Below are 13,675 nucleotides of genomic sequence, written 5' to 3' on the forward strand. Positions count from 1 at the left end.
AGATAGAAAACTGTTACCATATTTTTTAAGGAGAGTAGAAAAATGAATGTATTGGTAATTAACTGCGGAAGTTCTTCCCTGAAGTATCAGCTGATCGATTCTGAGACAGAGGCAGTCCTTGCAAAAGGTCTTTGCGAGAGGATCGGTATCGACGGAAGACTTGTTTACCAGAAAGCTGGCAATGACAAAGAGATCACAGAGGCTTCCATGCCTACTCACAAAGAGGCTATCCAGATGGTACTGGATGCACTGACAAATGACAAGACTGGTGCTATCTCCAGTCTGAAAGAGGTTGGTGCTATCGGACATCGTATTGTCCATGGCGGTGAGAAATTTGCTTCCTCTGCAATCATCACAGATGAAATGATCGCAGCTGTTGAGGAGTGCAATGATCTGGCACCTCTTCACAATCCTGCAAACCTGATCGGTATCCGCGTATGTGCAGAGCTTATGCCTGGAGTTCCGCAGGTAGGTGTATTTGATACTGCTTTCCATCAGACAATGCCTGCAAAAGCATATCTGTACGGACTTCCTATTGAATATTATAAGAAATATAAAGTAAGAAGATATGGCTTCCACGGTACATCCCACAGCTTTGTATCCAAACGTGCGGTTGAGTTCCTTGGCCTTGATAAGGACAATTCTAAAGTGATCGTCTGCCACCTGGGCAATGGTTCTTCCATCAGCGCTGTACAGAATGGCAAATGTGTGGACACAACTATGGGTCTTACCCCTCTTGAAGGTGTAGTAATGGGTACACGTTCCGGTAACATTGATCCGGCTATCGTTGAGTACATTGCAAAGAAAGAGAACCTGGATCTTGCAGGCGTTATGAATGTCCTGAATAAGAAATCAGGTCTTCAGGGTATGTCCGGTGTATCCAGTGATATGCGTGACCTGAGAGCTGCAGCTGCAGAAGGCAACGAAGATGCCAAGAATGCTATTGAGGTTCTTTGCTATGGCATTGCCAAGTTTGTAGGCGGCTATGTGGCAGCTATGAATGGTGTAGATGCTATCGTATTTACTGCAGGTATTGGTGAGAATGTAGGCATGATCCGTGAAAAGGTATGCTCATATCTTGGATTCCTTGGCGTTAAGCTGGATGCAGAAGCAAACGAGGCAATGGGAGAAGAAGTAGTGATTTCTGCTGCTGATTCCGCTGTAAAGGTTGCAGTTATTCCTACTAACGAAGAACTGGCAATCTGCCGTGATACAGTTGCTCTTGTTAAATAATTCCATGCAGCATTCTTAAGAATAAATGGGGATGTGCCTTGGGCAGATCCCCATTTTTATGACTGTTACAGCAAATTTCATAAAAAGCAACATTTTTTTCATAAAAAGCCGCAATTTATACGTTGACAAAATACAAAGCCAACGGTATAATTGATTGAGTGTGGATAGGAGATAATTATGCGGATTCATTTATCGGATATTTCGTCCAGTGAAGGTAAGTGCATACAGCAGTCCGTTCCTTTTGAGATGGATCGGATTTCTTTTCAGGCAGGTACATATCCTGTTCTGGCGAAGAAACCGGTAGAGCTTTGTATTACTAATACCGGAGACCGGATTCTGGAACTGACAGGACATGGACAGATCACAGTGTCGATTCCATGTGACAGATGTCTGGAGGAAGTTTCAGTAGATATTCCTTTTCAGATCCAGAGAAAGCTGGATATGAAGCTTACGGAAGAAGAACGGATAAATGATCTGGATGAGAGCAGCTATCTCACAGGTATGGACCTGGATGTGGACCAATTGGTCTATCTTGAGGTACTGATGGGCTGGCCCTTAAAGGTTTTATGCAGAGAGGATTGCAAAGGTATCTGCAGCCAATGTGGGAAAAACCTTAATGACGGTCCCTGCGGATGTGTGGATGAGCCTAAGGATCCCCGCATGGCAGCTATCAGTGATATATTCAGTAAATTTAAGGAGGTGTAACCAATGTCCATCTGCCCAAAGAATAAATCTTCCAAAGCAAGACGTGATAAGAGAAGAGCAAACTGGAAAATGAGCGCTCCGAATCTTGTAAAATGCAGCAAATGTGGTGCTCTGATGATGCCACACAGAGTTTGCAAGGCTTGTGGAAGCTATAACAAAAAAGAGATCATTAAGGTTGAAGACTAATTCAACACTGCAGAAATGATTCAAGGGGCTGTGGCATTAACAGCGGACATGGATAAGAAGTATTCGTGGCTGGTGTTAATGTTGCAGCCCCTTGTTTTGGGGTAAAAGGGGGTAAATATGAAAAAAGAGGCAAAAACCGCAGTGAATCAGATCACAGAAGGAGTGATCTGGAAACAGCTGCTTTTATTTTTCTTTCCAATTGTTTTCGGTACATTTTTTCAGCAGATCTATAATACGGCAGATACCATTGTGGTGGGCCGCTTTGTAGGAAAACAGGCACTGGCTGCAGTAGGCGGTTCCACCACTGTGATCGTGAACCTGGCAGTCGGTCTGTTTGTAGGCCTGTCTTCTGGTGCGTCTGTGATCCTTGCACAGTTTTACGGGGCTAAGGATGATGACAGCCTGGAGAAAACTCTTCACACAGCATTCGCATTTTCTATCATTGGAAGCATTGTGCTGGGAGTGATTGGCTATGCCGGCTCCAGATGGATGCTGCAGATCATGGATACACCGGCAGATGTGCTGGAAGATTCTGTATTATATCTGCATATTTATTTTATAGGCATGCTTTCTAACCTTCTATATAATATGGGAGCAGGGATTCTCCGTGCAGTAGGAGATTCCAAACGTCCTTTGTATGTACTGATCATTACATGTACTGTAAATATTATCCTGGATCTTCTTCTTGTGATCGGATTTGGTCTGGGCGTTCTTGGTGTGGCTGCTGCAACAGTGATCTCTCAGGCGATCAGTGCGGTTATTGTGATAGTAATGCTGCTGAAAACGAAAGAAAGCTACCGGTTGATTCCATTCAGGATTCGCTTTCACAGCCGTTATCTGAAAGCAATTCTCAGGATCGGAATACCGGCAGCTCTTGAATCTACCATGTATAATGTGTCAAATTTGATCATCCAGGTATATGTTAATAAGCTGGGTACAGATACTGTGGCTGCCTGGGGAACCTTAAGCAAGATCGACGCCTTTTTCTGGATGGTGTTGAATGCTTTCGGCATATCCATAACAACATTTGTGGGACAAAATTACGGGGCCGGAAAATTTACAAGAATGAAAAAGAGTGTGCGTATCTGCATGATCATGGCCTTGTTCTCCTCAGTAGCCATCAGCGGTACGATCATTCTTTTTGGAAAAGAACTTTTCGGACTGTTTATTTCTGATCAGAAGGTGCTTCAGATCGGAGTACATATGATCTTCCGTATGCTTCCTGCCTATTCCATATTTGTAGTGATCAGCATCCTGTCCGGTGCACTTAGGGGTGCTGGAAAGGTGCTGATCCCTATGGTACTTACCTGTGGAGGTGTATGTACGCTCAGACTCCTTTGGTTGTTTACTATGGTACCCAGATATCCTGGAATCGATACCATTATGCTCAGCTATCCTATTTCCTGGAGTATTACTGCTACATTGTTTGTTATCTATTATTTAAAAAGATTTCCCAAAAGTTATCCTGAAGCTGGTCAGAATGCCTGATCCTGGATTTGGCTTTTTAACCGGTGGTTCAGGCTCTTTATGGTATGGGGAACAGGTTTTATCATTTCACGGTCATAGGTAAGGATACCATTTACTTCTTCTTCCACATCTGATAATTGGGTGTAGACAGATGCGGAAATGCCTTTGGGAACAGCAGGAAGAAGAGTGTTAAGGAAAAGTGCTTTTATCCCACTGGTAAGGGCCTTTTGACTGTTGAATTTTTTATAGCCATAGATTTTATTATAGGCACTGTGTCCGGAAATCCTGAAGGAATAGCCGCCGAACTCAGACAGAGCCATTACCCGGCTTTCTTTTCTGGGAAGAGGCAGGCCAAAGAAATAGTAATGGATGCTTTTTATATCTCCACAGTTCTGGTCAAACCAGCCGCTGGCAGGATCTACCAGTCTGGAAGAATCCAGCTTCCGGATCATATCACTGATTTTCTTCGTGGAAAATTGTCCCCAGCCTTCATTAAAGGGAACCCAGCATACAATGGAAGGATGGTTGTAAAGTGCCTGGATGGTCTGTCTGGTTTCCTGGATAAACTCCTGTCTGCCTTCATAGCTTTTTCTGGAAAAAAGAAAACGGCAGTGATCTTTTACAGGAATGCGAAGATAATTCATAAGAGTTGCCAGGTATGTAACAAACCAGGATTGATAAGTGCTGCCGCCATTTACCATATCCTGCCATACCAGCATGCCCATACGGTCACAATGGAAATACCAGCGATCAGCTTCGATTTTTCCGTGCTTGCGGAGCATGTTAAAGCCCAGCTCCTTCATAGTCTGGATATCGTAGATCAAGGCCTGGTCAGAGGGAGCTGTGTAAAGCCCGTCCGGCCAGTATCCCTGGTCCAGCACTCCAGTTTGGAAAACGGGATGATCATTCAGACAGAAACGGGGAATGCCTTTTTTATCTAGCTGAATATCCAGCTTGCGCATGGCAAAATAAGTATAGATCTGATCCTGACCAAAGCTGATCCGTACCGGATAAAGAAGGGGAGAATCAGAAGTCCAGGGGATCGGATCCTTTACAGGGATGCAGGCTGTTTTGCCAGGAACAATAGAGCCTTCAAAGAGAAGCTCCTGACATGCTTTTTCAGTGACCCCCTGCTCTGTAAGAAGACAGGGAGCATAAATCTGGCACAGGGCTTCCTGCCTGCAGTCAGAACTGCTGACCTGTACTTTAAGGGAAAGGCTTTGATGATCCAGATTGGGAGTCAGTTTCAGGCTTTTAATGTGGTCTGCAGCAACTTTTTCCAGCCATACAGTCTGCCAGATCCCGCTTTGGGCAGTGTAGAACATGCCGCCTGGAGCTAGTTTTTGTTTTCCGCGGCTGTGATAGGATGTGTCACTGAAATCCCGCACTGATACAAGAAGATGAAGCCTTTGGGAACGTGCAGCGGCCTTTGTGATATCCAGGGTGAAGGGCAGATATCCGCCTTTATGATATCCGGCATGATGACCGTTTACGTAGACCGTACAAATCTGATCCACTGCGCCAAAATGCAAAAGCAGACAGTCTGTGGCTTCATTTATGGTATCCCAGGGAAGAAGAACTGTCAGGGAATACCACAGGGTTTCATCAGGCTTTAGCTGGCGCATCACGCCGGAAAGAGGTGCCTCCGGTGAAAAGGGAACTCGGATCTGGCCCTGAAATGGAAAGGAATCTGGGTCTTCAAAGTCAGCAGGTGTGATTCGTGTGTCTGTTATGATATAATCCCAGATGCCGTTAAGGCAGACCCATTCGTTTCGTACCATCATAGGCCTTGGGTATTCCTGCAGTGTTTTGCCAAGTGCGGCCTGGTTCGTCCAGCGGGTTGTAAGTATGTTCATGATTTAATACCTCCTGTATTTCCAGTATATATGCAAGGGCAGGGGGATTTCAATGTTTTTCTATATCAGCTGGGAGTCAATCCCCCTTAAGGAGATGGCTGGTTATTAAAGAAGTGGAAATAATAAGCGGTTTGTGATAGGATGGAATATGGGTCAAAAGCCCCAGGCTATGATAACAAGGAGTTTTTAGGATGAATATATTAAATATAGAACATATCAGCAAGGTTTATGGCGAAAAGGTGATTTTTGACGATATATCCTGCGGTATACAGGAAGGTGAGAAGATTGGGATCATCGGTATCAACGGTACAGGGAAAAGCACTCTTCTAAGGATCCTGGCAGGGCTGGAAGAAGGCGATGAAGGTCAGGTGATCATGCAAAATGGTATCCGCATGGCATACCTTCCGCAGAATCCTCAGTTTCCTGCAGACAGTACCGTTCTTGATTATGTGGCAGATGGAAGATGGCACAAAGAGTGGGGCACGGAAAGTGAGGCCGGAAATGTGCTGAATAAGCTAGGGCTTACAGATCATCAGGCTAAGATTTCCCATCTGTCCGGAGGCCAGAAAAAGCGGGCTGCACTTGCCAGGATACTGGTGAATCCGTTTGATATCCTGATTCTGGACGAGCCTACCAACCATCTGGACGGAGAAATGGTTTCATGGCTGGAGGATTATCTGATCCGGTTTAAAGGGGTGCTGATCATGGTCACTCATGACCGTTATTTTCTTGACCGGGTGTCCAACAGGATCCTGGAGATCAGTCACGGGAGCTTGTATTCTTATGAGGCAAACTATTCCAGATTCCTGGAATTGAAAGCCCAAAGAGAGGAAATGGAGCTTGCCAGTGACCGTAAACGCCGCAGTGTGCTTAGAATGGAACTGGAATGGGCAAAGCGGGGATGCAGAGCCAGGAGCACCAAACAAAGAGCACGTCTGGAACGTTTGGAAGCCCTGAAAAACGGAACCACACCTTTGGCAGAGCAGACGGTAGAAATGGATTCCGTAGAAACACGAATGGGGAAAAAAACCATACTTCTTCATCATCTTACAAAGAAATATCAGGATAAGGTGCTGGTAAATGATTTTGATTATATTGTACTGAGAGGGCAGAGACTGGGGATCATTGGTCCAAACGGCTGCGGAAAATCCACATTGATCCGTATGATCGCAGGTGTGGTACAGCCGGACCAGGGAGAAGTAGAGGTAGGTGAAACGATCCGGATCGGATATTTTGCCCAGGAAGTACCGGATATGGACAACAACCAGCGTGTGATCGATTATATCCGTGATGTGGCAGAGTATATTCCTACCAGAGATGGAAAGATCACAGCCTCTATGATGCTGGAACGCTTCCTTTTTGACTCCGCCATGCAGTATACTCCCATCCAGAAACTGTCCGGTGGTGAGAAAAGGCGTTTATATCTGCTGAAAGTCCTTATGGAAGCACCAAATGTGCTGCTTTTGGATGAGCCGGGAAATGACCTGGACATCCCTACATTAACTATATTGGAGGATTATCTGTCTTCTTTTAACGGGATTGTGATCACAGTGTCCCATGACCGATATTTTCTGGACAATGTAGTGGATCGGATTTTTGCATTTGAGGGGGATGGCCATCTGGTACAATACGAAGGCGGATATACAGACTATGTAAAGGCAAAGCAGGAAAAAGCAGTGCATGCTTCTTTGGCATCTTTGGAGAAATCTGCAGAAGATAAAAAGAAGGCTGCAAAGGAATGGAAAAAGAACCGGCCGGAGAAGCTGAAATTTTCTTTTAAAGAACAAAAGGAATTTGAGACGATTGATGATGTGATCAGCAGCCTGGAAGAGAAGATTGAAAATCTGGATCAGGAGATTCTTAAAAATGCCACCAATTCCTTAAAACTTCAGGAGCTGATGAAAGAAAAAGGAGATGCAGAAGCGCTTCTGGAGGAAAAAATGGACAGATGGGTTTACTTAAATGATTTGGCCCAGCGGATTGAAGAGGAAAAAGAAAATGGATGATCCAAAAAGGATGCGGCAGATCCCTAAAATGGATCAGCTGATGGCTCAGGAAACAGGCAGGCAGCTTGCCCGGGCTTACGGATATCAGGAAACCCTGCAGGCTGCAAGGATTGCTGCAGACCAGATACGGCAGGATCCTGGAAAAGACCCGGGAGATATTTTTAAAGAGATCCGTGCCATACTAAAGAAGCAGAAGCGCAGGCATCTGACCCATGTGATCAATGGCACAGGGGTGATCCTGCACACCAATCTGGGACGTGCACCTTTTGGAGAGGAGACAGCAGAGCATGTGGCACGGCTGATGACCGGGTATACCAATCTGGAGCTGGATCTGGAAACAGGAAAAAGGGGAAGCAGGCTGGCTTCCTTTCAGCAGGATCTGGAGAGTCTTACAGGCGCTGAGGCAGTAGCAGTGGTCAATAATAATGCAGCTGCAGTGCTTCTTATGCTTACTGTATTGGCTTTTGAACGTCAGGTTTGTGTTTCAAGAGGGGAACTGGTGGAAATCGGAGGGAAATTCAGGATCCCTGAGGTTATGGAGCAAAGCGGAGGAATCCTTGTTGAGGTAGGCACTACAAACCGAACTTACCTTGAAGATTATACCGGCGCAGTTACAGAGAACACGGCTGCATTCCTGAAGGTGCATACCAGTAATTACCAGATCACAGGTTTTACCTGTGCACCTTCTGTAAAAGAACTGGCAGAGGAAGCACATAAGCGTCAGCTGTATCTGCTGGTGGATCTGGGCAGCGGAGATCTGGGCTATATTCCCGGAACGGACCCAAAAGAGACAGTCAGGTCAGTTCTGGCTCAGGGGGCAGACCTGGTGTCCTTCAGTGGGGACAAGCTGCTGGGTGGGCCGCAGGCAGGGATACTTGCAGGAAAAAGAGAACTGATCCACAGGATAAAAAAGCATCCTCTGATGCGTGCGCTCAGGATCGATAAATTCACGGCAGCTGTGCTGGATGAAACAGTAAGGCTGTACAAGGAATCTGAAAAACAAAAGATCCCGGTATTGGAAATGACCAGCCGGAGCCTGGAACAGATGGAACAGATGGCAGATGCTTTATTAAAAAGCCTGGAACATGAAGCAGGAGATCATGTGCAGCTTCAGATGATCGACACTCTAGGAACAACAGGTGGAGGCAGTATGCCGGGAAAGGATCTGCCAGGAAAAGGCCTGTCTATTCGTTCATCCAGGTATTCTGTGATGGAGATAGAAGAAAGGCTGCGCCACAGTGAGCCTCCGGTAATCGGGAAAATTGAGAAAGACCAGGTGGTTCTGGATATGCGGACCATATTTCCGGGAGAAATGAAGGAATTGACACAGATAATCAAAAAAGTTCTTGATATTTAAGAAAGCCGGAGAAATGTTCTTCCTCACAAGGAGGTGAGTGGATGCAGTACGTTACCATTGGGACAGCAGGACATGTGGATCATGGGAAAACCTGTTTGGTAAAAGCGTTGACTGGGGTGGATACAGACCGGCTTCTGGAAGAAAAGCAAAGAGGCCTGACGGTTGATCTTGGATTTGCCCCTGTGGATCTGGGACAAGAGATCCGTGGCGGGATCATCGATGTACCGGGGCATGAGCACTTTATCAAGAATATGCTGGCTGGTGTGTGGGGAATGGAGATCATCTTATTTGTGGTGGCAGCTGATGAGGGGATCATGCCTCAGACAGTAGAGCATTTGCAGATCTTGTCACTTCTGGGGATCAAAAAAGGATTGATCGCCCTTACCAGATGTGATCTGGCTGATGCAACGCAAAAGCAGAAGGTGAGACAGGATATAGAAACCCTTGTAAAAGGGACTTTCCTTGAACAGGCACCCATCATAGAAACCAGCATACTTACTGGTGAAGGGATCAAGACCATACGAAAGGAGCTGTCACAGCTTGCCAAAATGCTGCCGCCAAAAGACCTTTCTCTGCCTTATTTTCTGCCTATTGACCGTGCTTTTACAGTGCCAGGGTTTGGAACTGTAATTACAGGTACCCTGGTTCAGGGAAGGATCTGTGCAGGTGCAAAAGGAATCCTGTATCCAAAAGGGAAAGAAGTTAAGATCCGCAGGCTGGAGATCTTTGGAAAACAGGCTGAATGGGTACAGGCTGGCACCAGGGTGGCAGTGAATCTGCCGGGAATAGAAAAAAATCAGATTTCCAGAGGCATGGTACTGGCACAGCCTGGCAGTCAAAAGCCTGCAGGGAGAATAAATATACAGTTTCAGACCGTAAAAAGCTTAAAAGAACCTGTAAAAAATAACAGTCGTATACAGGTATGCTGGGGCTGTGGTACATTTCAGGGCAGGATACTTCTGGAAGGTAAGGAACAGATTTTTCCAGGAGAAGAATGCCAGGCACAGCTTCGTTTGGAAAAAGAACTTTATATAAAGCCTGGAGATCATCTGATCCTTCGGAAATATTCTCCTTCAAAAACCATTGGAGGCGGTATAGTAATACAGCTTTGCGATAAGGTTAGACGGGAAAAGGTATGCCAAAAGCCAGAGGAATCTGGTGAAACCATGAAAAAGATCTGCACTTTGTATCAGCAGGCGGGTTTCTTTCCACCTAAAACCTGTGAGGTCAAAAAACTGCTTGGGAAAGAACCGGGATTTTCCGGGGCTTTTTTCAAAATGATACAGCAGGGAGATTTATGCAGGTTTGGAGAGGGAGATTATATGGCAAAAGCCTTTTATAAGAAAGGAAAAGAATGTGCTGCTTTTCTTTTTAGGCAACATGGTGAGATCCCTACAGGAATGTTCAGGGACATACTTGGTATTTCAAGAAAGTGTGCCATTACTCTTTTGGAAAGCTACGACAAAGAGCATTTTACCAGCTGGAATGGAAAGAAAAGAATCCTGGCACACAGCATTGGATAACTGAAAAGCTGTAAAAAAGATATGATTTACTGGCGGGAACATGTGGGAATCGAACCCACCCGGGACAATCCATGCCCCACACTGGTTTTGAAGACCAGGAGACACACCAGCACCTTTCTGCTCCCGGAAAAATTATACTAAAAATCATCAGGTGTTTCAAGGAAAAAAAGAAAGGAGGAAGCCGTATGCAGGACAGTTATGGCAGAACCATTGACTATATCAGGATTTCTGTAACAGATCAGTGCAATCTTCGGTGTATTTATTGTATGCCAGAAGGCTGTATACAAAAAGTGCCCAAACAGATGCTCAACGATGATCAGATCCTTATGCTGTGCAGGTGTTTTGCACAGCTTGGAGTGTCCAGAGTCAAGATCACAGGCGGTGAACCTCTTTTGCGGCCTCAGGTTCCCGCACTTATTAAAGAAATAAGGCAGATTCCTGGGATACGCAGCGTTACTCTTACAACGAACGGGATTTTATTGAAAAAGTATCTTCCCCAGTTGGTAAAGGCAGGGCTTACAGGAGTCAATATCAGTATTGATTCCCTGAATTCCGCACATTATCAGCAGATCAGCGGCAGGGACAGGCTCCTTCCTGTTATGGACAGTCTGAAAGCAGCCTTATCTTATCCGGAACTTGTAACAAAGCTGAACTGTGTGCCTGTTTATGGAAAAAATCATCAGGATCTGGCAGATCTGGCTTTACTTGCCAAAGATCAGGACCTGCATGTACGTTTTATTGAAATGATGCCTATCGGATATGGGAAGGATTTTACCTGCTGCACAGAGGATCAGATTCTGATGCTTCTGGAAAAGAAGCTTCATACTCAGCTGATTCCTTATGAAGGCAGTCTGGGAAATGGTCCTGCCCATTATTATCAGGCACAGGGATTTAAAGGAAAAATCGGCTTCATCAGTGCAGTAAGCCATAAATTTTGCAGTCAGTGCAACCGGATCCGGCTGACCAGTGACGGATATCTGAAAACCTGTCTTCAGTATCAGGCAGGCTGTGATCTTATGCCTTACCTGCAAAAAGGGGCATCAGAAGAAATGCTGAAACAGCTGATCCTTAAGGCAGTAAAAGAAAAACCTATGTGCCATCATTTCCTGGAAGAGCAAAAGGACGAAAGGAAAGAAAAGGAAGAACTAAGGGCTATGTGTGAGATTGGCGGATAACAGAATGCCGCCGGAGCATATAGAGGAATGCTATTGACTTTTGCGCCTTGTTTTTAGTATAGTAAGATACGGAGTAACTGTAAGCGTATGTTAGGACAGTTGGCCACAGGGAATACTAAATCCAGGAAGCAGTTTCGCTTTTTTCAGGAGGTAATTATAAATGTCAGAATTGGTAAAAGTAGTTGTAGATGCAATGGGAGGCGATTATGCACCTCAGGAGCCTGTAAAGGCAGCCGTAGAAGCGGTTACGGAAAGAAAAGATATCCAGGTGATCCTGACAGGCATTGAGGATGAAGTGCATGCCCAGCTTGCGAAATATCCTGATTATCCTAAGGACAGGATCCAGGTGGTACCAGCCACAGAGGTGATTCAGACAGCTGAACCGCCGGTTATGGCCATCCAGAAGAAAAAGGATTCTTCACTTGTAGTAGGACTTAAGATGGTAAAGCGCCAGGAGGCAGATGCATTTGTATCTTGTGGAAGTACAGGTGCCATTCTTGTTGGAGGTCAGGTACTTGTAGGCAGACTTAAAGGAGTAGAGCGGCCGCCTTTGGCACCTCTGATTCCTACAGAGAAGGGAGTTTCCCTTTTGATCGACTGCGGTGCTACAGTTGATGCCAGATCTTCCCATCTGGTACAGTTTGCCAAAATGGGATCTATTTACATGGAGAATGTAGTGGGGATCAAGAATCCCAAAGTAGCCATCGTGAATATTGGTGCAGAGGAAGAAAAGGGAAATGCACTTGTAAAAGAGACATTTCCCCTTTTGAAGGCATGCCCTGGTATTAATTTTATCGGAAGCATTGAAGCAAGGGATATTCCTTCCGGATATGCAGATGTAGTGGTATGCGAAGCCTTTGTAGGCAATGTGATCCTGAAGCTTTATGAAGGGCTTGCAGGCACACTGATGAAGAAGATCAAAGGCGGCCTGATGTCCAGTTTCCGCAGCAAGCTGGGGGCACTTCTGATCAAGCCTGCACTTAAGAAGACCCTGAAATCCTTTGATGTGACAGAGCATGGCGGAGCACCGCTTCTTGGTCTTAAAGGGCTTGTGGTTAAATGTCATGGAAGTGCCAGATCCATAGAGATCAAAAACGGGATTTTCCAGTGTGTTCAGTTTAAACAGCAGCGGATCAATGAAAAGATCGGGGAACATATTCTGGAGATGGCTGATACATCTAAAGAGTAAGGATAACAGCTGGGAGATGACTCCCACCTCTATAGGTGGTGAGCAACAAGCTGGTATCAGTGGTGGGAGTCAATCCCCCAGCTGTTATAGCCTCCGGCAGGATTGCAGAGGTGCGCAGGAGAAGTATGTCATGCAATTGCATGACGCGCACCTCGCAGCAAGAATGCCGAGGCATTCTTGAGAAGGGATTGCCGGTTTTGGGGACAGCCTGGAACGGCAGCCCTTTCTTGTGTGTAGCAGGAAATTATTCAGTAATGTTTGCAATAGGATGATTTATTATAATAAGGAGATAATATGGAGACGAATTTAACGGAATTGGAGAGCAGGATCGGGTACAGCTTTAAAGATAAAACCCTTCTTGTGAAAGCCTTGACCCATAGCTCTTATGCAAATGAAAAAAAGCTTGGAAAAGGAGGCTGTAATGAACGGCTGGAATTCTTAGGAGATGCAGTGCTGGAACTGATCAGCAGTCATTTTCTTTTTGAAAAATATCCAAAGCTTCCGGAAGGAGAATTAACAAAGAAACGTGCAAGCCTGGTATGTGAGCCAAGCCTTGCATTTTGTGCAAGGGATTTTGAGTTGCCTAAGTATCTGCTCCTTGGCAGAGGAGAGGAACTTACAGGAGGACGGAACAGGGATTCTATTGTCTCAGATGCAACAGAGGCTCTTCTTGGGGCTATTTATCTGGACGGTGGTTTTGCTAATGCAAAGGAGTTTGTATTGGATTTTATACTGAATGACCTGGAGCATAAGCAGCTCTTTTATGATAGCAAGACCATCCTGCAGGAAATTGTCCAGGAGAATCTGAGTCATGGAGTAGAATACCGCCTTGTGGGAGAATCAGGACCGGATCACAACAAAAGTTTTACAGTGGAAGTGCTGGTGAATGACCAGGTAATGGGACAGGGCACCGGACACACCAAGAAAGCTGCAGAGCAGGCAGCTGCTTATGAGGCAATCCGAAAACTGAGAAAATAA

11 protein-coding genes and 1 tRNA gene are annotated in these 13,675 nt (G+C 45.5%); 10 read left to right on the forward strand and 2 right to left on the reverse strand.

Annotated features, from left to right (window positions below):
- Nucleotides 1–42: 42 nt before the first annotated feature.
- From G5B11_RS02350 to G5B11_RS02365, 4 genes are all read left to right on the forward strand, one after another.
- Nucleotides 43–1,233 (forward strand): acetate/propionate family kinase, encoded by a 1,191-nt coding sequence (locus G5B11_RS02350; protein WP_158420518.1) that lies wholly within the window; start codon nucleotides 43–45, stop codon nucleotides 1,231–1,233.
- Nucleotides 1,234–1,410: 177 nt separating this feature from the next.
- The gene (locus G5B11_RS02355; RefSeq protein ID WP_158420517.1) at nucleotides 1,411–1,938 is read left to right on the forward strand and encodes a YceD family protein; all 528 of its coding nucleotides are present in this window, start codon (nucleotides 1,411–1,413) and stop codon (nucleotides 1,936–1,938) included.
- A 3-nt stretch (nucleotides 1,939–1,941) separates the two neighbouring features.
- Nucleotides 1,942–2,124 carry a 50S ribosomal protein L32 gene (gene rpmF / locus G5B11_RS02360; RefSeq protein ID WP_118509587.1) on the forward strand — a complete coding sequence of 61 codons (183 nt, stop codon included), beginning with the start codon at nucleotides 1,942–1,944 and terminating at the stop codon, nucleotides 2,122–2,124.
- Between the two features lie 117 nt (nucleotides 2,125–2,241).
- Entirely contained in the window at nucleotides 2,242–3,612 is a 1,371-nt protein-coding gene (locus G5B11_RS02365; RefSeq protein ID WP_173726742.1) for an MATE family efflux transporter, read from the forward strand.
- On the opposite strand, the gene G5B11_RS02370 is transcribed toward G5B11_RS02365, so the two are convergent.
- Complete coding sequence (locus tag G5B11_RS02370) at nucleotides 3,600–5,447, reverse strand: glycoside hydrolase family 2 protein (protein WP_173726743.1); 1,848 nt, start codon at nucleotides 5,445–5,447, stop codon at nucleotides 3,600–3,602. The genes G5B11_RS02365 and G5B11_RS02370 overlap by 13 nt on opposite strands.
- Nucleotides 5,448–5,638: 191 nt before the next feature.
- Between G5B11_RS02370 and G5B11_RS02375 the strand changes: the two genes are divergently transcribed.
- Genes G5B11_RS02375 through selB form a run of 3 tightly spaced genes read left to right on the forward strand, consistent with a single transcriptional unit; the run spans nucleotide 5,639 to nucleotide 10,333 of the window.
- Nucleotides 5,639–7,453, forward strand: a complete 1,815-nt coding sequence (locus G5B11_RS02375) for an ABC-F family ATP-binding cassette domain-containing protein (RefSeq protein ID WP_173726744.1) — start codon at nucleotides 5,639–5,641, stop codon at nucleotides 7,451–7,453.
- Entirely contained in the window at nucleotides 7,446–8,810 is a 1,365-nt protein-coding gene (selA, locus tag G5B11_RS02380) for an L-seryl-tRNA(Sec) selenium transferase (RefSeq protein WP_173726745.1), read from the forward strand. The genes G5B11_RS02375 and selA overlap by 8 nt, the downstream gene beginning before the upstream one ends.
- A gap of 41 nt (nucleotides 8,811–8,851) precedes the next feature.
- Nucleotides 8,852–10,333: a selenocysteine-specific translation elongation factor gene (gene selB / locus G5B11_RS02385; protein WP_173726746.1), complete on the forward strand. Its 1,482-nt coding sequence runs from the start codon at nucleotides 8,852–8,854 to the stop codon at nucleotides 10,331–10,333.
- A 30-nt stretch (nucleotides 10,334–10,363) separates the two neighbouring features.
- On the opposite strand, the gene G5B11_RS02390 is transcribed toward selB, so the two are convergent.
- Nucleotides 10,364–10,458 (reverse strand) — tRNA-Sec (locus G5B11_RS02390).
- Between the two features lie 60 nt (nucleotides 10,459–10,518).
- On the opposite strand from G5B11_RS02390, the gene moaA reads away from it, so the two are divergent.
- The 3 genes from moaA (at nucleotide 10,519) to rnc (ending at nucleotide 13,675) form a co-directional block, all read left to right on the forward strand.
- The gene (moaA, locus tag G5B11_RS02395; protein WP_173726747.1) at nucleotides 10,519–11,508 is read left to right on the forward strand and encodes a GTP 3',8-cyclase MoaA; all 990 of its coding nucleotides are present in this window, start codon (nucleotides 10,519–10,521) and stop codon (nucleotides 11,506–11,508) included.
- Nucleotides 11,509–11,668: 160 nt separating this feature from the next.
- Nucleotides 11,669–12,697, forward strand: a complete 1,029-nt coding sequence (plsX, locus tag G5B11_RS02400) for a phosphate acyltransferase PlsX (protein WP_173726748.1) — start codon at nucleotides 11,669–11,671, stop codon at nucleotides 12,695–12,697.
- A 294-nt stretch (nucleotides 12,698–12,991) separates the two neighbouring features.
- Nucleotides 12,992–13,675 carry a ribonuclease III gene (gene rnc, locus G5B11_RS02405; protein WP_158420501.1) on the forward strand — a complete coding sequence of 228 codons (684 nt, stop codon included), beginning with the start codon at nucleotides 12,992–12,994 and terminating at the stop codon, nucleotides 13,673–13,675.

Source organism: Blautia glucerasea (assembly GCF_013304385.1).
GTDB lineage: Bacteria > Bacillota > Clostridia > Lachnospirales > Lachnospiraceae > Blautia_A > Blautia_A ammoniilytica.